The sequence below is a fragment of the Sedimenticola hydrogenitrophicus genome (assembly GCF_029017505.1).
In the GTDB taxonomy this organism is placed as follows: Bacteria; Pseudomonadota; Gammaproteobacteria; order Chromatiales; family Chromatiaceae; genus Sedimenticola; species Sedimenticola hydrogenitrophicus_A.
This window is the reverse complement of sequence record NZ_JAQGEI010000007.1, coordinates 39980-59925: the sequence shown is the minus strand read 5'-3', so window position 1 is coordinate 59925 and position 19946 is coordinate 39980. Positions and strand designations below refer to the sequence as shown.

At 61.6% G+C, this 19946-nt stretch carries 20 protein-coding genes; 8 read left to right on the top strand and 12 right to left on the bottom strand.

What is annotated here, in order from left to right; genetic code table 11:
- Positions 1 to 99 precede the first annotated feature (99 nt).
- From folC to purF, 4 genes are all read left to right on the top strand, one after another.
- Positions 100 to 1362, top strand: a complete 1263-nt coding sequence (gene folC, locus O9K64_RS05800) for a bifunctional tetrahydrofolate synthase/dihydrofolate synthase (RefSeq protein WP_275097128.1) — start codon at positions 100 to 102, stop codon at positions 1360 to 1362.
- Positions 1363 to 1472: 110 nt separating this feature from the next.
- Positions 1473 to 2099 carry an SPOR domain-containing protein gene (locus tag O9K64_RS05795; protein WP_275097127.1) on the top strand — a complete coding sequence of 209 codons (627 nt, stop codon included), beginning with the start codon at positions 1473 to 1475 and terminating at the stop codon, positions 2097 to 2099.
- A 139-nt stretch (positions 2100 to 2238) separates the two neighbouring features.
- Positions 2239 to 2727: a CvpA family protein gene (locus tag O9K64_RS05790; RefSeq protein WP_260295203.1), complete on the top strand. Its 489-nt coding sequence runs from the start codon at positions 2239 to 2241 to the stop codon at positions 2725 to 2727.
- A 31-nt stretch (positions 2728 to 2758) separates the two neighbouring features.
- Entirely contained in the window at positions 2759 to 4273 is a 1515-nt protein-coding gene (gene purF / locus O9K64_RS05785; protein ID WP_275097126.1) for an amidophosphoribosyltransferase, read from the top strand.
- Between the two features lie 410 nt (positions 4274 to 4683).
- Here the strand turns inward: purF and O9K64_RS05780 are convergent, their stop codons facing one another.
- From O9K64_RS05780 to O9K64_RS05765, 4 genes are read right to left on the bottom strand one after another with little or no spacing between them, the layout of a single operon-like run.
- Positions 4684 to 5133, bottom strand: a complete 450-nt coding sequence (locus O9K64_RS05780; RefSeq protein ID WP_260295205.1) for a PaaI family thioesterase — start codon at positions 5131 to 5133, stop codon at positions 4684 to 4686.
- The gene (locus O9K64_RS05775) at positions 5120 to 5581 is read right to left on the bottom strand and encodes a PaaI family thioesterase (RefSeq protein ID WP_275097125.1); all 462 of its coding nucleotides are present in this window, start codon (positions 5579 to 5581) and stop codon (positions 5120 to 5122) included. Before O9K64_RS05775 ends, O9K64_RS05780 begins: the two co-directional genes overlap by 14 nt.
- A gap of 26 nt (positions 5582 to 5607) precedes the next feature.
- Entirely contained in the window at positions 5608 to 6219 is a 612-nt protein-coding gene (locus O9K64_RS05770) for a fumarylacetoacetate hydrolase family protein (RefSeq protein ID WP_275097124.1), read from the bottom strand.
- Between the two features lie 54 nt (positions 6220 to 6273).
- A complete protein-coding gene (locus O9K64_RS05765) occupies positions 6274 to 6645 on the bottom strand; it encodes an Mth938-like domain-containing protein (protein ID WP_275097123.1) in 372 nt (123 codons plus the stop codon).
- Positions 6646 to 6955: 310 nt separating this feature from the next.
- On the opposite strand from O9K64_RS05765, the gene alaC reads away from it, so the two are divergent.
- From alaC to O9K64_RS05745, 4 genes are all read left to right on the top strand, one after another.
- Complete coding sequence (alaC, locus tag O9K64_RS05760) at positions 6956 to 8149, top strand: alanine transaminase (protein ID WP_275097213.1); 1194 nt, start codon at positions 6956 to 6958, stop codon at positions 8147 to 8149.
- Positions 8150 to 8203: 54 nt separating this feature from the next.
- A complete protein-coding gene (locus tag O9K64_RS05755; RefSeq protein ID WP_275097122.1) occupies positions 8204 to 9517 on the top strand; it encodes a homoserine dehydrogenase in 1314 nt (437 codons plus the stop codon).
- A gap of 308 nt (positions 9518 to 9825) precedes the next feature.
- A complete protein-coding gene (locus tag O9K64_RS05750; protein WP_275097121.1) occupies positions 9826 to 10881 on the top strand; it encodes a hypothetical protein in 1056 nt (351 codons plus the stop codon).
- 49 nt (positions 10882 to 10930) lie between these two features.
- Positions 10931 to 11404, top strand: coding sequence for a DUF1499 domain-containing protein (locus O9K64_RS05745; RefSeq protein WP_275097120.1), 474 nt, complete (start codon positions 10931 to 10933; stop codon positions 11402 to 11404).
- A 289-nt stretch (positions 11405 to 11693) separates the two neighbouring features.
- On the opposite strand, the gene O9K64_RS05740 is transcribed toward O9K64_RS05745, so the two are convergent.
- From O9K64_RS05740 to O9K64_RS05705, 8 genes are all read right to left on the bottom strand, one after another.
- The gene (locus O9K64_RS05740; RefSeq protein WP_275097119.1) at positions 11694 to 12269 is read right to left on the bottom strand and encodes a DUF882 domain-containing protein; all 576 of its coding nucleotides are present in this window, start codon (positions 12267 to 12269) and stop codon (positions 11694 to 11696) included.
- A 148-nt stretch (positions 12270 to 12417) separates the two neighbouring features.
- Complete coding sequence (locus O9K64_RS05735; protein WP_275097118.1) at positions 12418 to 14112, bottom strand: L,D-transpeptidase family protein; 1695 nt, start codon at positions 14110 to 14112, stop codon at positions 12418 to 12420.
- 138 nt (positions 14113 to 14250) lie between these two features.
- Positions 14251 to 14571: a methyl-accepting chemotaxis protein gene (locus O9K64_RS05730; RefSeq protein WP_275097117.1), complete on the bottom strand. Its 321-nt coding sequence runs from the start codon at positions 14569 to 14571 to the stop codon at positions 14251 to 14253.
- A 162-nt stretch (positions 14572 to 14733) separates the two neighbouring features.
- Positions 14734 to 15240 carry a SprT-like domain-containing protein gene (locus O9K64_RS05725; RefSeq protein WP_275097116.1) on the bottom strand — a complete coding sequence of 169 codons (507 nt, stop codon included), beginning with the start codon at positions 15238 to 15240 and terminating at the stop codon, positions 14734 to 14736.
- 576 nt (positions 15241 to 15816) lie between these two features.
- Positions 15817 to 16473, bottom strand: coding sequence for a LutC/YkgG family protein (locus tag O9K64_RS05720; protein ID WP_275097115.1), 657 nt, complete (start codon positions 16471 to 16473; stop codon positions 15817 to 15819).
- Positions 16466 to 17884, bottom strand: a complete 1419-nt coding sequence (locus O9K64_RS05715) for a LutB/LldF family L-lactate oxidation iron-sulfur protein (RefSeq protein ID WP_275097114.1) — start codon at positions 17882 to 17884, stop codon at positions 16466 to 16468. The genes O9K64_RS05720 and O9K64_RS05715 overlap by 8 nt, the downstream gene beginning before the upstream one ends.
- On the bottom strand, positions 17868 to 18650 hold the full coding sequence (locus O9K64_RS05710) for a (Fe-S)-binding protein (RefSeq protein ID WP_275097113.1): 783 nt from the start codon (positions 18648 to 18650) through the stop codon (positions 17868 to 17870). The genes O9K64_RS05715 and O9K64_RS05710 overlap by 17 nt, the downstream gene beginning before the upstream one ends.
- 321 nt (positions 18651 to 18971) lie before the next feature.
- Positions 18972 to 19712, bottom strand: a complete 741-nt coding sequence (locus tag O9K64_RS05705; protein WP_275097112.1) for an FCD domain-containing protein — start codon at positions 19710 to 19712, stop codon at positions 18972 to 18974.
- Between the last annotated feature and the right edge of the window lie 234 nt (positions 19713 to 19946).

Below are 19946 nucleotides of genomic sequence, written 5' to 3'. Positions count from 1 at the left end.
CGCATGACCGTAGGTTGGGGTGAGCCTGCGAACTCCAACCTACGGCTGGCGGTCCGGGTATGACTCCGACCCAGTCGATCCCAGCAGACAGATACCACTATGCGCTTTGACAACCTCGATGACTGGCTGAACTGGCAGAGCACGCTGTACCCGAGAGAGATCGAGCTTGGTCTGGTGCGGGTCGGCGAGGTCTGGCGGCAACTCCACCCGGCGCCGCTCGGCTGCAAGGTTATCACTGTGGCCGGGACCAACGGCAAGGGATCCTGTGTCGCCTTCCTGGAGGCGATACTGCGCGCCGCCGGCTATCGTGTCGGTTGCTACACCTCGCCCCATCTGGTGCGTTATAACGAACGCATCGTGATCGACGGCGAGCCGCAATCCGACCGGAGTATCTGTGAGGCGTTCGAGCGTGTTGACCGGGCGCGCGGCGACACCCCGCTGACCTATTTCGAATTCGGCACCCTGGCGGCGCTGGATCTGTTCGCCGCCGCCGCACTGGATGTGGTGGTGCTTGAGGTGGGTCTGGGGGGGCGGTTGGACGCGGTCAATATCATCGATCCCGATGTCGCCCTGATCACCACCGTGGATATCGACCACACCGACTGGCTGGGCCACAACCGGGAACAGATCGGGCGGGAGAAGGCCGGTATCATGCGTCAGGGCCGGCCGGTGGTCTATGCCGGCAGCGACATGCCGGCCTCGATCGGTGAGGCGGCGGAGCGGTTGGGCGCCCGGCTGCTGCGGGCCGGAGAGGATTACCAGTGGCGCCGCCAGGAGCAGGGCTGGGAGTGGTTGCAGGCGGAGCACCCGCGATATTCGCTGCCGCTGCCCAATATGCGCGGTGCCTTCCAGTTGCAGAACGCCGCGGCCGCGCTGATGGTGCTGGAACTGCTGCGCGACGAACTGCCGCTGGATCAGCGGGCGGTACGCTTCGGCCTGCAGGAGGCGCAACTGCCGGGGCGTTTCCAGGTGCTCGGCCGCGATCCCCTGGTGATCCTGGATGTGGCCCATAATGCCCAGGCGGCGCGGGCGCTGTCGGACAATCTCGGGGACATGTTCTGCCACGGCCGGACCCTCGCCGTATTCTCCATGCTGGCGGACAAGGCGATCGATCAGGTGGTCAAGATCCTCGCCCCGCGAATCGATGAGTGGTATCTGTTTCAGATCGATGCCGGCCGGGCGGCACCCGTCGCGCAACTGGAACAGGTGCTCGGGGAGCAGGGGGTCGAGGCGTCCCGGCGGCACCGCTTCGAGCATGTCGCCGCCGCCTTTACGGCCGCCCGCGCCGCTGCCGGGGAGGGGGATCGGATCGTGGTGTTCGGCTCGTTCTATGCGGTGGGTGACGTGGCAAAGCTGGTTTGAACGCCGGGGCTGGTGGATACCGCGCGACAATTCTCCCCTGAGGTCTGGAATGGCGGCGGCAACCATCCCTATAATGGGGGCAACCTCGGAATCGGCAAAAGGTGTGCGACGTGGATGAGAGATTGAAAAAAAGATTGGTCGGGGCGACGGTACTGGTGTCGCTGGTGGTGATCTTCGTGCCGATGCTGCTGGAAGATGAACCGGTGATCGAGACCGGCATCTACAAGACCAATATCCCACCCAAACCCGAGCGCGACTTCTCCTCCCGGGTGATCCCTTCCGAGGACGAGCAACTTGCCATCCCGCCGGCCTCGCACCGCCCGCAGATCGTGCCGCTGAAGCAGCCGCCGGCCCCGGCGGTTACGGAGAAAACCGCGCCATCCGCCCCGGCCGATAACCTCGAACAGGCGGAAACCCAGTCGCCGGCCGTTGAGTCGCCGGCGGTTGAGCCGCCGGCGGTTGAGCCACCCGCCGTTGAGCCGCGGGTCGGCCTGACTGCCTGGGTGATTCAGGTCGGCAGCTTCTCCAGCCGGGAGAATGCCGAGAAGCTGGTGCAGCAGATCCGCGAGATGAAATACGCCGCGTTCATGGAACAGGCGGATGTGGACGGCAAGACCGTCTATCGGGTCAAGGTCGGGCCGGAGGTCGATCGTAAATTGGCCGACAAGATGCTGGTCAGTCTGAACAAAGACCTCAAGCCGTTGAATCTAAAGGGCACGGTGAGATCCTATCCCTGAGTTAACCCCCATTTCATTAGCGGCTGTGGCATTATTCGCTTCTGCTGGCGGAATGCCTCTGTTAAAATTTCGCGTTTTCCAAGACAAAAATCCGATTATGAATTTAACGTCTATTCCCAGCACGGTTGCGCTGTCCTGAATGGTCTGGATTGATTACGTCATTATCGGCATTATCGGCCTGTCGGCGGTGATCAGTCTGGTCCGCGGTTTCATGCGCGAAGCGCTGTCGCTGGCTGCCTGGGTGCTCGCCTTCTGGGTCGCCTGGACCTTTTTTCGTGAACTGGCCCTGCAACTGGACTGGTTCACGGTTCCCTCGGTCCGGCTGGGGGCCGCCTTTCTTATTCTCTTCATAGCGACCCTGATGCTGGGCGCGCTGGTAAATTTTCTGGTGGGCCAACTGGTCGACAAGACCGGCCTGAGTGGGACGGACCGGCTCATTGGCATTCTGTTTGGAGCAGCACGGGGAGCTATACTGGTAGCAATACTGGTACTTTTGGCAGGGTTAACCCCCTTTCCAAACGATCCTTGGTGGAAGGAGTCACAATTGATCGGATATTTCCAGGATCTTGCAGTCTGGTTGAAACAGCTGCTACCTGCGGATATCGGCGAAAAGTTTAAATTTATTTAACGATCAGAAGACTCTCAAGGGTAGGCAGATCATGTGCGGTATTGTCGGAATCTTTGGCTACGGCCCGGTAAATCAGGCGATCTACGAGGCGCTGCTGGTGTTGCAGCATCGCGGGCAGGATGCGGCGGGAATCGTCACCATGGATGGACGGAAACTCCATCTGCGCAAGGACAACGGTCTGGCGCGGGATGTGTTCAGGACCGAACACATGATCAACCTCAAGGGGAACATAGGGATTGGCCATGTGCGCTATCCCACCGCCGGCAGCTCCTCCTCGGCCGAGGCGCAACCCTTCTATGTCAACTCCCCCTACGGCATCACCCTGGCGCATAACGGCAACCTGACCAACGCCGATGAACTGAAAGGGGACCTCTACCGCGAGGATCTGCGCCACATCAATACCTCTTCGGATTCCGAGGTGCTGCTGAATGTGTTTGCCCATGAACTGCACAGCCTGGGCAAACTGCGCATCGACGAGAAGGATGTATTCAAGGCGGTTGCCGCGGTGCACCGGCGCTCGCGCGGTGGTTATGCCGCCGTCGCCATGATCATCGGCTACGGTATGGTCGCGTTCCGCGATCCCCACGGTATACGCCCCATCATCTTCGGCAAGCGTGAGACCGACCAGGGCACCGAATACATGATCGCCTCGGAGAGCGTGGCGCTGGACTCCCAGGATTTCGAACTGGTGCGCGACTTGGCCCCGGGCGAGGCGATCTTCATCGACCTGAACGGCAAGCTGCACAGCTGCGTCTGCGCCGCCCATACCGAGCACACCCCGTGCATTTTCGAGTTTGTCTACTTCGCCCGTCCCGACTCCATTATCGACAACATCTTCGTCCACAAGGCGCGCTCGCGCATGGGCACCAAGCTGGCCGGCAAGATCAAACGGGTCTGGCCCGATCACGATATCGACGTGGTGATTCCGATACCGGATACCAGCCGCACCGCGGCGCTGGCCCTGGCCACCGCGCTGGGGGTGGAGTATGCCGAGGGCTTTATCAAGAATCGCTATATCGGCCGCACCTTTATCATGCCGGGGCAGCAGGTGCGCAGGAAATCGGTCAAGCAGAAACTCAACGCCATCGATTCGGAGTTCAAGGGCAAGCGGGTGCTGCTGGTGGATGACTCCATCGTGCGCGGCACCACTTCACAGCAGATCGTGCAATTGGCCCGCGAGGCCGGTGCCGCCAAGGTCTACTTCGCCTCCGCCGCGCCACCGGTGAAACACCCCAATGTCTACGGCATCGACATGCCCTCGGCCCACGAACTGGTGGCCTTCAACCGCAGCGTGGAGGAGGTGCAGGAGATTATCGGCGCCGACCGGCTGATCTTCCAGGATATCGAGGATCTCATCTCCGCCGTCAAGAAAGAGGACAAGTCCGTGGTAAAGCGGTTCGACACGGCGGTATTTGACGGCCAGTACGTCACCGGCGATGTCAGTCCCCAGTACCTGGAACAGCTGGAGCTGATTCGCAGCGACTCGGCCAAACAGGGTGAAAACTCGTCGTCCGATGTGGTGATCGGGTTGCACAACAACCAGTAACACCTTTACGGACGCGGCGGGCGGAATAGCGAGTAGGTTGGGGTGACCAGATCGGCCCCGCGTAACCGACAGCCACACCCAATGCCAAAAGCGACCACAGATTGGTGATGACCGGAACGAACCCCAACAAACGGCGGTTCTGTCCATCGCTCATGTTGGCGTTCGCAAGCTCACCCCAACCTACACGATCGGCCCCACCCTGGCGCAATAAATCTCACCCCATTCCTCGTTCCCACGCTCTGCGTGGGAATGCATATTGCCGTGCCCCGTGCGCGCACCGTAACCCACCGTTTGACGACCGCGGATGCGTTGGGTTACGCGGCGCTCTGCCTTGTCGTGGCCTGGATGCGCGGTGCCTGTGCGCCGCTAACCCAACCTACGGACCTACGGTCTTTGCCGGAGTGTCAACTTCAACCCATCATGAAATGCGCATGGGCGGCGGCCACCGGTCGCTGCGGGTTGTCCTGCCATGCCTCCACCCGCACATTCGACACACTGCGGCCCTGCTTGATCAGGTAACCCCGGGCAAAGGTATCCCGGTTGCCGATGCAGGGGCGCAGGTAATCCACAGAGATATTGATGATCCTGGGGAAGCGGGCGATGTCGCACTCATGGATGATGTGCATCACCCCGGCGTGCTCCAGCATGGCCCCGACCACGCCGCCATGGACCGCCGGGATGGTGGTATTGCCGATATTGCTTGGCTTGCCGCGCAGGATAGTGAGCAGGCCCCCTTCATCCGAGACCAGTTCCAGACCGACGAAGGCGCTGTAGGGGATCAGCGCGCTGATGGCGGCGAACTCGCCGGCCGCTTTCAGGTGCATGATTTTTTCAAATAGCGAAGTATCACTGCTGTGCATCGGGTGCGAATCCTACCGAGCCAACCATGAAGCTGGCGACAAAATGGGCGATCGGATCATCCGTCGAGTCCTGATAGGCGTGTCCCTTCACAAACACCACATGCCGGGTCTGGCGGTAGCACTCGGCGTGGCCGCGGATGGCCTTTCCCGGCTCTGCCTGTTTCAGGTAATCGATGCGCAGGTCCAGGGTGGCGACCGAGGCGCCGGCGGGGACCACGGAAAAGGCGGCGGCGCCCCCGGCGCTGTCCATCAGGGTGGTGATGACGCCGCCATGGATTACGCCGGTTTCCAGGTTGCCCACCAGGTGGGGGGCGTATTGCACCTCGAACAGGCAGGAACCCCGGTGCATTTCGATGGCCGTCATGCCCAGCGCCTCGACATGCGGCAGCCGCTCCAGGATCGTGCGGATGGTGTCCAGCGGATAGCGTGTTGTTTCGTCGGCGGACATGTCCCGTGGGTTCCTCTCGTGGTTTCCTACAGCGCGGTCCACGCCCGCGAGACCAGCGTCTTGTCGCCGGAGAGGATGGTGCCAATGAACCGGTCCCCCCGGTTGAAGGTGCCGACCCCCTTGGGGGTGCCGGTGAGGATGATATCGCCGTCCTCCAGGGTGAAGGTGCGGGCGATCTCCTCGAGCAGAAAATCCGGCTTGAAGATCATCAGCTCATAGCCGCCCTGCTGGGCCAGGCTGTCGTTGATGCGCAGTTCCAGCCGCAGTGACTCAACCGGGTCCGCCAGCCGGACAAAATCACTGAACACGGCGGCCCGGTCAAACGCCTTGGCCCGCTCCCAGGGCAGTCCCCTGGCTTTCAGCTCGGTCTGGATCTCCCGGTTGGTGAGGTCGAGGCCGAAGCCGACCCCGGCAATGGCGCCGTCCATGATCAGCAGGGCGATCTCGCCCTCGTAATGGAGGGGTTGTAGCGTGCCGGCATACAGTTCGTTGCTGATGGCGGAGTTGGGCTTGATGAAGATGACCGGCGAGGAGGGGACTTCATTGTTCAACTCTTTCGCGTGATCGACATAGTTTCTGCCGATACAGACCACCTTGGACGGGGTGATCGGACGCTGCTCAAAAAGGATGGATTGCATCGTGGTTCCAGTCAGTCGTAAAGGGACGCGCGCGGAGTTGCCGGAGCTCAAGGTCTAACTGAACAGCAGGGCACCGATCACTCGCCGGCCCTCCGAGGTCAGGATGTTATAGGTGCGGCAGGCCGCCGGCGTGGTCATGATCTCGATGCCGATGCCGGCCTCGATCAGCGCGCGATAGAGGCGCGGGTCCGGGAAGCGCTGCTGCTGGCCGGTCCCCAGCACCACCAGGTCGGGGCGTAGCTCCAGGAGGGCGGCAAAGTCGGCCTCGTCCAACGCCTGAAAGGAGTCCGGGCGCCAGTCGGAGATGATGCGGTCGGGCATGATCACCAGGCTGCTGGAAAAGGTGACGCCACGTACCACCACACTCTCATCCGTGTAGGCGTGAATGGTATTGCCGTTCGACTGGTCTGCAACAGAGAATTTCATGCGGGCAAAGATAGCAGTCCGCGCCACTCCCTGCAAAGAGAATCCCGATCGCCCGTCCGACCCCTTCCACTCGTAACCCACCATTTCCTCGACGCCAACGGTGGGTTACGGCGCCCGCCCGGCACAATGCAAATGTCCATCCCCTGCGCAAGGTGCGCCTGACCCACCCTGGGAGCCGGGGCGGGATCACGTGCGCCGTTTGATACCGGGTTTTTACATTGACATGGCTGTAACCGCTCGGTTACGTTAAACCCTTTTTTCCAGCCACTGAATCAGTGCAGTCAAGAGGTCCCCTGTGTCAACGCCCGAGATGGAAGAGTTCCCTAGAATCAAGCGCCTGCCGCCCTATGTTTTCAATATCGTCAACGATTTGAAAGCCGCGGCGCGAGCGCGGGGCGAGGATATAATCGACTTCGGCATGGGCAATCCCGATCAGCCCACTCCCCAGCATATCGTGGATAAACTGGTGGAGGCGGCGCAGCGCAAGGACACCCATCGCTACTCCATGTCGCGGGGTATCCCCCGGCTGCGTCGCGCCATCACCAAGTGGTACAAGGAGCGCTACGATGTGGAGCTGGATCCGGAGACCCAGGCCATCGTCACCATCGGCTCGAAAGAGGGCCTGGCGCATCTGTCGCTGGCCTGTCTGGGGCCGGGCGATTCGGTGCTGGTGCCCAATCCCGCCTATCCGATCCATCCCTATGGTTTCGTGATCGCCGGGGCGGATATCCGCCACGTGCCGCTGGTGCCGGAAGTGGATTTCTTCGACAAGCTGGAGGAGGCGATCGTCGACTCCTGGCCCAAGCCGAAGATGCTGGTGCTCAATTTCCCGGGCAACCCCACCGGCCAGTGCGTCGAGCTGGACTTCTTCGAGAAGGTGATCGAGATCGCCCGCCAGAACAACATCTGGGTGGTGCATGACCTGGCCTATGCCGATATCGCCTTCGACGGCTACGTGGCCCCCTCGATCCTGCAGGTGAAGGGCGCGGAGGATATCGCCGTCGAGTTCTTCTCCCTCTCCAAAAGTTACAACATGCCCGGCTGGCGGGTCGGCTTCATGTGCGGCAACCAGGTGCTGGTGGCGGCCCTGGCGCGCATGAAGTCCTATCTGGATTACGGCATGTTCACGCCGATCCAGGTGGCGGCCATCCAGGCCCTGGAAGGGCCGCAGGAGTGTGTTCGCGAGATCCGCGACATGTATCAGCGCCGCCGCGACGTGCTGTGCGACGGCCTGAACACCGCCGGCTGGCCGGTGGAGCGACCCAAGGCGACCATGTTCGTCTGGGCCAGGATACCCGAGCAGTACCTGGCCATGGGCTCGCTGGAGTTCTCGAAAAAACTGTTGAAGGATGCCAAGGTGGCGGTGGCCCCGGGCATCGGTTTCGGCCAGCATGGGGATGACTATGTGCGCTTCGGCCTGATCGAGAACGAGCACCGTACCCGGCAGGCGATCCGCGGCATCCGCGAGATGATCCGCAAGGACGCCAAACTAGCGGTAGAATAGGCATTTTCCGGGCATGGTATGCCCTGAAGTAAACAGCATTGTGGGAGAGAGAGTTTGGAAGCGGTCAAGGTAGGATTATTGGGTCTGGGTACGGTCGGTGGCGGCACGGTCAATGTGCTGACCCGCAATGCGGCGGAGATTGCCCGTCGCGCAGGCCGGGGTATCCGCATCACCCAGGCGGCGGCGCGCGAATACAACGCCGAGGCGATCAGCGGCCTGGAACAGATCGAGGTGACCGATGACGCCTTCGCCGTGGTCAATAATCCCGAGATCGAGATCGTCATCGAACTGATCGGCGGCTACTCCCCGGCCCGGGAACTGGTGCTGCAGGCGATCGAAAACGGCAAGCACGTGGTCACCGCCAACAAGGCGCTGATCGCCATGCACGGCAACGAGATCTTCGCCGCCGCCCAGGCCAAGGGGGTCACCGTGGCCTTCGAGGCGGCCGTGGCCGGCGGCATCCCCATTATCAAGGCGATCCGCGAGGGGCTGGCGGCCAACCGGATCGAATGGCTGGCGGGCATCATCAACGGCACCGGCAACTTTATCCTCAGCGAGATGCGCGACAAGGGCCGGGATTTTGAGGATGTGCTGGCCGAGGCCCAGGCGCTCGGTTATGCCGAGGCCGATCCCACCTTCGACGTGGAGGGGATCGATGCCGCCCACAAGCTGACCATCCTCAGCTCCATCGCCTTCGGTATCCCGCTGCAGTTCGACAAGACCTACACCGAGGGGATCACCCGCATCGAGCGCCAGGACGTGGCCTTCGCCGGCGAGCTGGGTTACCGGATCAAGCACCTGGGCATCGCCCGCAAGACGGATAAGGGCATCGAGATGCGGGTGCATCCCACGCTGATCCCCGAGCGGCGGCTGATCGCCAACGTGGACGGGGTGATGAACGCGGTGCTGGTCAAGGGCGACGCCGTGGGTCCGACCCTATACTACGGCGCCGGCGCCGGCGCCGAGCCGACCGCCTCCGCGGTGGTGGCGGATGTGGTGGATGTGGTGCGCGCCCTGACCACCGACCCGGAGAACCGGGTGCCTCATCTGGCGTTCCAGCCCAACAAGCTCTCCGATCTGCCGATCCTCGGCATGGCGGATGTGGAGACCTCTTATTACCTGCGCATGCAGGTGGCGGATAAACTGGGCGTGATGGCCGAGATCACCCGCATCCTGGCGGATTGTGGTATCAGCATTGAGGCGATCAAGCAGAAAGAGCCGGCGGAAGGGGATCCCCAGGTCTCCCTCATCATGCTGACCCACGAGGTGCTGGAGCGGCGGATGAACGAGGCGATCGCCCGGATCGAGGCGTTGCCCTCGGTGACCGGTCCGGTGATGCGCATCCGCATGGAGACGCTGGAAGGCTGATATCGCGCCGTGCTGGGAGCAAGCGCCCCTGCCGCGATTCCGGCCGGGTCGGACCCAGGACGACATCATCTTAACGCTGAGCGGGACGAGGATCTGACTGCTTGCTTACCGGGACGCCGTAAACCCATCCCTGGGGGCTTGCCGCGGCCATCCATGGCCGCGGACACCCGCCAATCAAGCAGTCAGATCCACTCTCACCAGCGGTTGTGTGTTTACCTGGGGTCGGACCGCCAGGACGGTTACAACGCCGGGTGGATGCGCTACGCTTATTTACTCCACGCCACTGACAGTTCCATCCTCGCAACATTATGACGCCTATACGAAACCTACATCTGCTGGTTCCCGGTCTGCTGGGTCCGATGCCGGCCCTGGATCAGATCGGCGCAGCGGTCCGTTTTGAGCTGCTGGAACGGCTGTTTGCCCGTGCTCAGCGCCTGGCGCACCCCGGCCGGGACCTGGAGAGTGTCCTGCTGGGGCTGTTCGGCATCAGCGCCGACGGCGGGCGCAATCTACCCACCGCCGCCTACCGGCGGATCGGCGACGGCGCGTCGCCGGATGATTGCTACTGGCTGCAGCTCACGCCGGTCTATCTGCGACCGGATCAGGATCGGCTACTGCTGTTCGACGTGGAGGATCTGGAGCTGAGCCTCGATGAGGCGAATGAACTGGCGCAACTCTTCAACAGCCATTTCGCCGACGAGGGGTGGCAGGTGGAGGTGCGGCATCCTCATCGCTGGTACCTGTCGCTCGGCTCGCCTCCCCGTCTCAAGACGTATGAGCTGGCCGACGTGTTCGGTCGCAACATGGACCTGTTCCTGCCCGAGGGCGAGGAGGGTATCCGCTGGCACGGGGTGCTGAACGAGATCCAGATGCTGTTCTATTCGGCGGATCTCAACACCCGGCGCGAGCAGGCAGGGAAGGGGCCGATCAACGGGCTCTGGCTGTCCGGCGGGGGTAGACTGAGCGAACGGCTGCGGACGGAGCTGACGTTTCTGCATGGCGATTCACCCCTGTTGCGGGGGCTGGCCGAGGTCGCGGACAAACCGCTGAAAAGGCCCCCCGCCCAGGCCGATCCGCTACTCGATTCGCTGCTCGATTCACAGGCGGGGGAGTCGCTGGTCTGCTACGATCGGCTGCAACGCCCGGTGCTCTGTGCCGACCCCTACGCCTGGCGGGAGCAGGTCGGGCAGTTTGAGGCCTGGCTTGAACCGCTGGTAGATGCCGTCTGGGCGAAGCGGCTCGATTCCATCCGGCTCTATACCTGCAACGGGCATAGCTACCACTTGGACAGAGGCGCGCTACGCCGGTTTTGGAAGCGGCCAAGGCCCATGGCCACCTGGCTGGATCGCAATCAGATCCCCTGAGACAAACATCCCGGAAGAAGCCTCCCGTCACACAACAGGCAGTGGCCCTATGAAAATTGTGTTTATCATCATATTGGCAATAGCCGCCACGGTCATGCTGCTGTTTTTTGCCCTGGGCATGGTCTCCTGGTCGGGCGAACCTCCGGGGCTGGTCGACGGGGTCCTGGCGAAATGTCCCGACAAGCCGAACTGCGTCTGTAGCGAGTATGGGGAGGATAGGGCGCATTACATAGACCCCCTCCCGTTTCCCCCGGGCGGGCAGGCGGATGCATTGCCCATACTGAAAAGCGTGATCGAGGAGATGGGCGGGACGGTGCTGGCGGCGCGTGATGACTACCTGGCGGCCACCTTCAGCTCGGCTATTTTCCGCTTTGTGGACGACCTGGAAGTCCGGGTGGATGGCGCCCGGCAGCAGATCCATATCCGTTCCGCCTCGCGGGTCGGATACGGTGATGGGGGGGTGAACAAAAGGCGGGTCGAGCGACTGAGTGAACTCTACACGGCAAGGTTTTCAGCGAGATAGGATCAGGCCTGCCCTTTACCCATCAATGGGTCGGACTGCATCCAGACGTAGGATGGGTGGAGCGCCCCCATGAACCCTCCGCCGGCTCCCTCTCCGGCGCGCAACCCATCGTGCACCTGCATCCGCATCCGAAGATGGGTTACGGCGCGCCGACCGCCGCGTATTGCCGTCAACAATGGAGCCGCGCCTCCACCCATCCTACAGGTGTGTTCATCGGCATTTGTGGGTAAAGGGTAGGGCCAGGCGGCGAGATTGGGGAAGGTCCGCTGGGGGAGCGGTCTGTCGCTTTTTACCAGTACCTGACCCGCCCGGTATCCACGTGCACAAAGTTGGACTGGGTGTAGAGCCCGACACCACCTACCTTGAGCGATTTGGCGGCGCGGTGGAGCTGCTTGATGTCACAGCCGGAGAGGCGGATGTCGAGTGCCTTGCCGTCCATGTGCAGACTACGTTTGGCGACGCCACTGCTGTTGTTGCGCAGCATCCGGTTGGACTTGGGGGAGCGATAGCCCGAGATGATGTGAAATTCACCGCGGCAGCCGATTCGGGCCTGTACCTGGTACAGCAGATCGAACAGTTGCGGATCCATTTTATGCTGGTCGCCGGTGCGGTGATCACGCAGCAGATGGTTGATCTCCTGCAGTCCGTCCCGCAGATAAGATCCCTCGGCCCAGTAGGTGACCCGGCTTCTTTCGCCGGTGTGCAGGTGGTGCAGCGCCAGGGCGCGTTCCGCTGCCCTGTTGATGCCGGCAAAAGCGTTGGGCATTACCAGGATGGCGGTTGCGGCGGCACAGCCGCCGAGAAATCCGCGTCGACTGAGGGTGGGTGTCCGGAGGCCCGGATCTGTTTTCTTTTTTACCGTCATGTAGCCGGGTTCCCCAATAGCTTCGGCTGAGTTCGTTGTTTTATATCCAAAAAATTCGCTAGATGCTATATGAAACCGGCGCCGATTGCCAGCCGTGTGAGCGTGGTCACGCGTTGGCTGGAAGGTCGTTCGGGTACGCTGGAGGGGGTCAATCAGTGAGGGGAATATTCTCTGGTTGCTGATGGGCGAGTTTATTCTCCTCGGGAGGATACTGCTGCTGTAAGCTCAGGATCAGCGGACGGTCGAGATTGTAGATGTCGGGGCGGAACTGGATCTCACCGCTGGAGTCCACCCAGGCGGTGAAATAGACCAGAAACACATCGATCGGCTCCGCTAGCTTGATGTAGCCGCTTTCACGGGATTTCAACTGGTCGTAAAATGAGAGTGACGTCTCCAGACCGCTGCCGGTCAGCAACTGGTCAACCAGCTCCCCGATATCCTGTACCCGCACACAACCGGAACTGAAGTCCCTGACCGGCTGTTCAAACAGCCCCCGGGCCGGCGTGTCGTGGAGATAGATGGCATAGGGATTGGGCATGTGGAATTTGATCCGTCCCAGGCTGTTTCCGTCGCCGGGGCTCTGGCGTAGCTGGAACGGGAAATTGTATTTATTGTACTCACCCCAGTCGATCATGGCCGGGTCCTGAGCCACCCACTGTTCTCCCTCGCGCTGGAGGATCCGGATGTTCTTGCGCAGCAGGTATTCGGAGTCACGGCGCTGCTCCGGAAGCAGGTCCTCCACCGCGATGCGGCGTGGCACAGTCCAGGTCGGGTTGGCCACCAGGTGGGTTACGCGGGTGGTAAAGGAGGGGGTTTTGCGCTTCGGTTTGCCGATAATGGTCCGTTTCTCCAACAGTACCTCATCCTGTTCCATCAATTGCAGCAGATAGCCGCCGATATTGACCAGGATGTAGCGCTCGCCCAGGCGTTGCGGCAGCCAGCGCCAGCGCTCCAGGTTCGACTCTATCTGGGCGATGCGCTGCTCCACGCTGACGTTCAGTGCGGCCCGGGTGTTGGGACCGACAATGCCGTCGCGCTTGAGGCCGTGGGATTGCTGAAAACGTTCCACGCTCTGCTGCAAGGGGGGGTCATATAAATCGGGGTCGTCCGGAACCCCATCGCCGTGGTCACCCGAGGCGATGAGTCGCTGACGCAGCAGCGGTATCAGCTCGTGCTGCGCCCCGGGGCGTAGCAGCGGGGAGTCGGGAAGGGGGGGCCAGCCGCCCCGATCGGCTATCCGGCGATACTCCGCCAGGGCCTGCAACAAGCGGCTATAGCTGCGGGATCGCGGACTCAGGGACTCCAGGGTCGAGAGCGGATCCAGGTTGATCACCGCCTGATCCAGCAGCTGGGTGCTGTCCAGCTGTTCCACCGGTATTTTCCACAGTGGATCGATGCCGCCGGGATCGAGCTGTCCCTGGGCGAGGTGCCGGCTCAATCTGAGGAAACCATCGGTCAGCAGCAGGTCATTACGCACCACCTGCTGGATTTGCGGGAACTGCGGGTCGTCCAGGTGTTGCGCGTGATAATTGCGGGGTTCAAGTCCGAGCCGTGCGCTGTCGTGGATAAAGCGTTGCAGCGCGCCGCCCGCGCTGGCGATCCGGCCCGACGGGTCGTGCCACAGCAACCGATTGCCGTAGTCGTGGTAGATCTGCCTCAACCGCGGCCAGTCCGGGGCCGGCAGGATCTGCAGTGACTCGCCCGCGGCGAGTTGTTCCTGCAGCGAGCCGATGAGATCCGTCGTATCGATCGCCGGTTCCGCGGCGGTAACCGGTCCGAGAAACGTCACCAGGGTCAGCATGGCCAGCAGACGCAGGTGGAAGTGAATGTTGTTCTTGATCATGATCCCTTTGGAACGCCAACCTGTCGAGAGGCGAGTAAAGGTGTATGGCGACCTCTCATTGACAGTATAGATCGCAACCGGCGGGCAGGGCGGTGCGGGCCAATAAAGTGCTGGCGTGCGGATCAGGGAGTCAGTCGATCAAACCCGACAGAGGCCTGGAATCAGGCGGACAGGCAGGTTGCCTGCTGTGTAAACACGGCGTCCTGTTCCGCTTGTTCGACCGGTCGACAGGGTGCGCACCTCGTCGGCCACCACCGCGAAGCCGCATCCGACCTCGTCGGCACGGGCCGCCTCGATGGCGGCGTTCAGGGCCAGCAGGTTGGTCTGTTCGGCAATCTCCTGGATCACCTTGAGGATGTTCTCGATCTCAACGCTGTCTTTAGAAAGTTTGTCCACCTGGTCATGGACCTGCCGCATCTCGTTGGAGAGCTTGACCATCACTTCCCGGGTATGTTGCATGGCAGCCGTTGTTTTACCTTTAATCGCGTATGGCAGGGCAAGGCTAAACTCCGGCTGTTACCGTTTTATGACTTGGGAATTTTGATTGTTTCTAAAGCGACCATGATCGGGCATTGCGCATTCGCGGCTGGTCTTCCGCTTGGATCCGGTCGGGCCACGGCACTATTCGCGGGATTGCACCAAGGGTTGCTTGCAGTTGACGCAGAGATAGGTCTGGCCCTGCAACACCCGGTTGTGGCGGATGCTGCTGAGTTCATGGCTGCGGCAGTCACAACGGTAGGCGAAGCGTTGCAGGCGGCGGCGTATGGCGCGGCTCACATCATAGTTGTGGCAGCGCGAGGCCTCGGCGCCGAACAGTCGCATCACCCGGCGCCACTCGGCGCCGTGGGGCTTGATGCGGTGGCCGAAGAGGCGTCGGGCGACGATGTGCGCCACCTCGTGGGGCACGGTGCGCTTGAGAAAGTCCGCCCGGTTCTCCACCAGCAGCAGGGCGTTGTAGCGGATCACGGGGGTGGCCCGGTGCGGGAACAGCGCCATCCCCGCGGCCTTGCCGGTGAGATCGAATTTGACCACCACCTGCCCGGGGTCCTGACGGAAGTACGCGCCGGCGCTGGTCAGCAGTTGTTGAGTCAGGGCTTCCACTTCCCGTTGTAGTGCGGTTTCAAGCATCCGGATTCCGGTTGGCCACTTTTCAGTTGTGTCTTAGGGAATACTCTCGCAAAGACGCCAAGATCGCAAAGAAAATGGTAACTACCCACGGGGTGATTGGCCTGCCTTGCCGGCCTCACACGATGGCTAGTCTCCTCGAATCCGGCCCCTTTTTCAGCACCTGCCCAAACTCGCTTCGCTCAAACAAGGGCAGGCTTGAATCTGAAAAAGGGACCGGATTCGAGGCGCCACCAAGATCGGCCAGCAAGGCAGGCCAATCACTTACAGAGCGGGTGAGTAGTTACAGAAAATGCATGACAAATCTTGGCGTTCTTGGCGTTCTTGGTGTCTTGGCGAGATATATCAATAGGTAGGTTCGTAGGGTGGGTTAGCGGCGCACAGACACGACACTTCCCGACCACGATAACAGTCGGGCGCCGCGTAACCCACCGAGACCTCGACCGCCAAACGGTGGGTTACGGCGCGCGTACGGTGCAATGCAAACGGCCATCCCCTGCGCAGGGCGCACCTAACCCACCCTACGGCTATATGGATTTTCGTATCGATAGGGCGTGGCGCCGTCAACCCGTGTCAAGCCTATTCAATCAGCAGCACGATCAGCTCCACCGGGCCGTGCACCCCGTAGGCCAGGGTCTGTTCGATATCGGCCGATTTCGACGGGCCCGAGATCAGCAGGGCATTGGTCGGCATGCCAGCGGTCCAGTCCTCGGCGGCGATGGCATCGGCGAAGGTGTTGTGCAACTGGTTCGCTTCCACCACGGCGATATGCACCGGGGGCACCAGGGAGAAGGTGCGCGGCTCTTCCGGGGTCGGCCAGAGGATCATGGCGCCCACCTCGGCGATGGCACTGCGGGTGGAGGTGACGGCGGCATCGATATCGAAAAACAGCTCCTCTTTCCAGCCGTCCACGTCCACCTCGCGGGTGACCAGTTCCGGTAGACCGGCATGGGCTCGCCAGGTGGCCTCGATCTTTTCCGCCAGCGGGCCGGCCGGCGCATAGAGCAGGTTGCGTAGTTGTTTCTCCTTCGCCAGCGCGGCCAGTTTCTCCGGCCAGTCGGCCGCACTGACCGGATGGACCTCGGTCCTGACCGAGCGCATCGCCTTGCAGAAGCGGTCGATGCGCTCCTCCCGGTTCCAGTCGGGGGACGCCGGTGTGCGATCCAGCTCAACCGGGGCCTTTTCCACACCCCTGGCGCGCAGCCGGGCCAGGATATTGTCGCGTGCCTTACTCATTGTCGAAACCCTCTTCCCGGGCCAGTTGGTGTAACGATTTGGGGGCGATCTTCGGGGCCGTGCGCACCCGGGTCCAGGGCCCGATCTTGTTCGGTATGATGCCCCGGAACAGGCCGGCCAGCCGGGTACCGCCGCGATACACGGCGGGGTTGGCATGGGCCCAACTCCACAGTTTCCAGATCAGTGCCTCCTTGGCTGAGCGCTGCGAGCCTTGACCGATGGTGGCGCCGGTGTGGTCGCTGCGTACCTGCTCGTAGCGCAGCCGGTGCAGCAGTTTCGGCAGCGGAATTTTTACCGGGCAGACCTCGCCGCAGGCGCCGCACAGGGTGGAGGCGGTGGGCAGTACGCCGAAATTTTCCAGACCGAACTTCTGCGGTTCGATCACCGAGCCGATGGGGCCGGGGATCAGCGAGCCGTAGGCGTGGCCGCCGATGCGGGTGTAGACCGGGCAGTGGTTCATGCAGGCGCCGCAGCGGATACAGCGCAGGCTGTCGAACAGCTCTTCATCCGCATAGATCCTGGAGCGCTGGTTGTCCAGCAGCACCAGGTGCACCTCGGTCGGCCCGTCCCGTTCTCCCGGCTTGCGCGGTGAACTGATCATGTTGAAGTAGGTGGAGATGTGCTGGCCGGCGGCCGAACCGGTGAGCAGCTTCAGCAGCGGTGGGACATCTGCCAGCTTCTCCACCACCTTCTCGATACCGGTGACGGCAATATGCACCGGCGGTACCGTGGTACACATGCGGCCGTTGCCTTCGTTCTCCACCAGGCAGAGGGTGCCGGTCTCAGCCACCGCGAAGTTGACCCCGGAGAGCCCCACCTCGGCCTCGTAGAACTTGCTGCGCAGGACCTTGCGGGCGCTGCGGGTCATGGTCTCGATATCCTCGCTGTAGGGGATATCGGGGTGTTTCTCCTTGAACAGCCGGGCGATCTCCTGTTTGCTCTTATGGATGGCCGGGGCAATGATGTGGGAGGGGGTCTCATGGTCCAACTGGATGATGTACTCGCCCAGGTCGGACTCGATGCAGCTGTTGCCCTGGGCCTCCAGGAAGTGGTTCAACTCCATCTCCTCGGAGACCATGGATTTGCCCTTGATCATGCGGCTGGCGTTGTGCCGCTGCATGATGTCGAGGACGATCCGGTTGGCCTGCTCGATGGTCTCGGCCCAGTGCACCTGGATGCCGTTGCGGGTGCAGTTGGCCTCCAGCTGTTCCAGCAGCTCCAGCTGTTTGGCCAGCGCATTGGCGCGAATGTTGGCGCCGGTGACGCGCAGCGCCTCCAGCGCCACCTTGTCGGGAAAGGCGTTGCTGCGCTTCTCCATCAGCCCGTCCATGGCGATGCGGAAGTTGCGGCGCAGTTGCGGGTTGTTCAGCGCCTTCTGTACGCGCTGGTCGAATTCAGCTTTCTGCTGCATTTGTACGCTCCCAGAGGAAACTGGCAATGTGCTGGCCCCTGATGTGATGGTTCTGGGGGCCGACGTCCTGGTGCTGCATATAGCCGGTAATGTTCATCAGGCAGCCGCAGTCGCCGCTGACCAGCTGTTCGGCGCCGGTGTCGCTGATAGCCTGCGCCTTGTCCGCCACCATGGCGGCGGAGATGTCGGGGTGCTTGACGGCGAAGGTGCCGCCGAAACCGCAGCACTCCGCCTTGCGCGCCTGCTCCACCAGCTGCACGTTGCCGAGCTGGCGCAGCAGCGCCTCGTGCTCGTCGGCGACCCCCATCTCGCGCCGTGCGGAACAGGCGGTGTGCAGTGCTACCTTGGTCGGTTCCCCGAGATCCTGCAGTTCAATCTTCAGCACGTTTACCAGGAACTCGGTCAGTTCGAAGACGCGCTGCGAGAAATCCTCCACCAGCCCCGCCTCGGGCAGGCCCTTGAACACCTCCGGATAGTGGTGGCGCAGCATGCCGGCGCAGGAGCCGGAGGGGACCACGATGGGGTAATCCTGGGGGAAAGTGCGGATCTGGTTGAGTACCACCGCCCGGGTCTCATCGCGGTAGCCGGAGTTCCAGGCCGGCTGTCCGCAGCAGGTCTGATCCTGCGGAAAGATCACCTGCACACCCTCGCGCTTGATCAGCTGCATGCCGGCGAGGCCGGCTTCGGGATAGAGCAGGTCGATCAGGCAGGTGCCGAAGAAATAGACCTTGTCCGGTTTGTCCGGGTAGTGCTTGGCCAGAGACATGGAGACTCCTGAGTGCTGAAAACCAAAAGGATTAACAAACTACCACCATTGTAAACAATGATTGGGTTTCGTTTTTTAGCCGCGAATGAACGCGAATACACGCAAATAAAAATATAATTACCTGTCAGCGGCTAAGCCAGTTTCGTAGTGTTGTAGGGTGGATAAGCGACAGCGCATCCACCGCGCCTGCTGCAAAAATTTATTGAACGCCGGAGAAGGGGATCAAGCATTCGTTAAATAATATACGCGTTCATTTGCGTTCATTCGCGGCCAATATCTGTTTCCGGATTACCACGGAGTCAAACGTATAACCCGCAGTAATCAAGCCGACAGTCCGCGCAGGGAGCGCTGCTTGCGCACCTCTTCGCGATCGATCTGTTGCAACGACTCTTCCACGAACACCAGATGTTCCTGGGCCGCCTGGCGCGCCTTCTCCGCATCGCCCTCGATCACGCTGTTCATCAATCGCTCATGCTGGTTACTGAGTGGCTCGAACACCCGGGGCAGGGTGTAGAGCTTGTCCAGGTTGTGCGAAATGCTGCTCTGCAGCAGGGTAAACAGCCCGCGCATCACATGCAGCAGCACCAGGTTGTGCGAAGCCTCCACGATGGAGATGTGGAAGTCGGCGTCGGCACGCGCCTCGTCCATCGGGTCGGGGCTGCCGTGGTTTTTTATCATCACCTCGAAACAGCGCCTGATCTTCTCCTTGTCCTCGCCGGTGCCTCGCAAGGCCGCGTAGTAGGCGGCGGTCCCCTCCAGGGCGTGACGGATCTCCAGTACGTCATAGCGCGATTCCGGCATCTCCCGCAGCAGGGCGATTAGCGGACTGACAAACGACGGCTCCAGTGATTCGCAGACGGTGGTGCCACCCCCGTGCCGGGTATTGAGCAGCCCCTTGCTGTTCAGCTTCTGGATCGCCTCGCGCAGCGACGGCCTTGAAACCTCCAGTCGCTGGGCCAGTTCGCGCTCGGCCGGGAGTCGCTCGCCTGGCTTCAGACTGCCATCGGCAATCATCGCCTCCAGTTTTTCCGCGATCTGGTCGGAAAGTCGTTGTTGTTTCATCGGGTGGTCTCTGCTTCCTCACAACTGGTAAGACCAATTGGTTTTGAGTTTAGATTGATTTCTTGAAAAAGAGAAGTCCTGGGGGGCTATTTTACCAAATTCACAACAAAAATAACGCAGTAAGCGGGGTATATATAGGGTGTATTTGGCCGTATCCGGGGACTTCGGGAAAGTTTGACAATGCTAATTCCATGGGTTATTAATTAATTGGCCTGACCACTTATCCAGTTTGTC

Bases quoted from the DNA above. Each gene is read 5' to 3' on its own strand.
- O9K64_RS05725 (WP_275097116.1), bottom strand. From the start codon at position 15,240: ATGCTTGAAACCGCACTACAACGGGAAGTGGAAGCCCTGACTCAACAA.
- O9K64_RS05790 (WP_260295203.1), top strand. From the start codon at position 2,239: ATGGTCTGGATTGATTACGTCATTATCGGCATTATCGGCCTGTCGGCG.
- alaC (WP_275097213.1), top strand. From the start codon at position 6,956: ATGGAAGAGTTCCCTAGAATCAAGCGCCTGCCGCCCTATGTTTTCAAT.
- folC (WP_275097128.1), top strand. From the start codon at position 100: ATGCGCTTTGACAACCTCGATGACTGGCTGAACTGGCAGAGCACGCTG.
- O9K64_RS05745 (WP_275097120.1), top strand. From the start codon at position 10,931: ATGAAAATTGTGTTTATCATCATATTGGCAATAGCCGCCACGGTCATG.
- O9K64_RS05770 (WP_275097124.1), bottom strand. From the start codon at position 6,219: ATGCAATCCATCCTTTTTGAGCAGCGTCCGATCACCCCGTCCAAGGTG.
- O9K64_RS05735 (WP_275097118.1), bottom strand. From the start codon at position 14,112: ATGATCAAGAACAACATTCACTTCCACCTGCGTCTGCTGGCCATGCTG.
- O9K64_RS05715 (WP_275097114.1), bottom strand. From the start codon at position 17,884: ATGCAGCAGAAAGCTGAATTCGACCAGCGCGTACAGAAGGCGCTGAAC.
- purF (WP_275097126.1), top strand. From the start codon at position 2,759: ATGTGCGGTATTGTCGGAATCTTTGGCTACGGCCCGGTAAATCAGGCG.
- O9K64_RS05780 (WP_260295205.1), bottom strand. From the start codon at position 5,133: ATGCACAGCAGTGATACTTCGCTATTTGAAAAAATCATGCACCTGAAA.
- O9K64_RS05740 (WP_275097119.1), bottom strand. From the start codon at position 12,269: ATGACGGTAAAAAAGAAAACAGATCCGGGCCTCCGGACACCCACCCTC.
- O9K64_RS05705 (WP_275097112.1), bottom strand. From the start codon at position 19,712: ATGAAACAACAACGACTTTCCGACCAGATCGCGGAAAAACTGGAGGCG.
- O9K64_RS05730 (WP_275097117.1), bottom strand. From the start codon at position 14,571: ATGCAACATACCCGGGAAGTGATGGTCAAGCTCTCCAACGAGATGCGG.
- O9K64_RS05720 (WP_275097115.1), bottom strand. From the start codon at position 16,473: ATGAGTAAGGCACGCGACAATATCCTGGCCCGGCTGCGCGCCAGGGGT.
- O9K64_RS05775 (WP_275097125.1), bottom strand. From the start codon at position 5,581: ATGTCCGCCGACGAAACAACACGCTATCCGCTGGACACCATCCGCACG.
- O9K64_RS05710 (WP_275097113.1), bottom strand. From the start codon at position 18,650: ATGTCTCTGGCCAAGCACTACCCGGACAAACCGGACAAGGTCTATTTC.
- O9K64_RS05765 (WP_275097123.1), bottom strand. From the start codon at position 6,645: ATGAAATTCTCTGTTGCAGACCAGTCGAACGGCAATACCATTCACGCC.
- O9K64_RS05750 (WP_275097121.1), top strand. From the start codon at position 9,826: ATGACGCCTATACGAAACCTACATCTGCTGGTTCCCGGTCTGCTGGGT.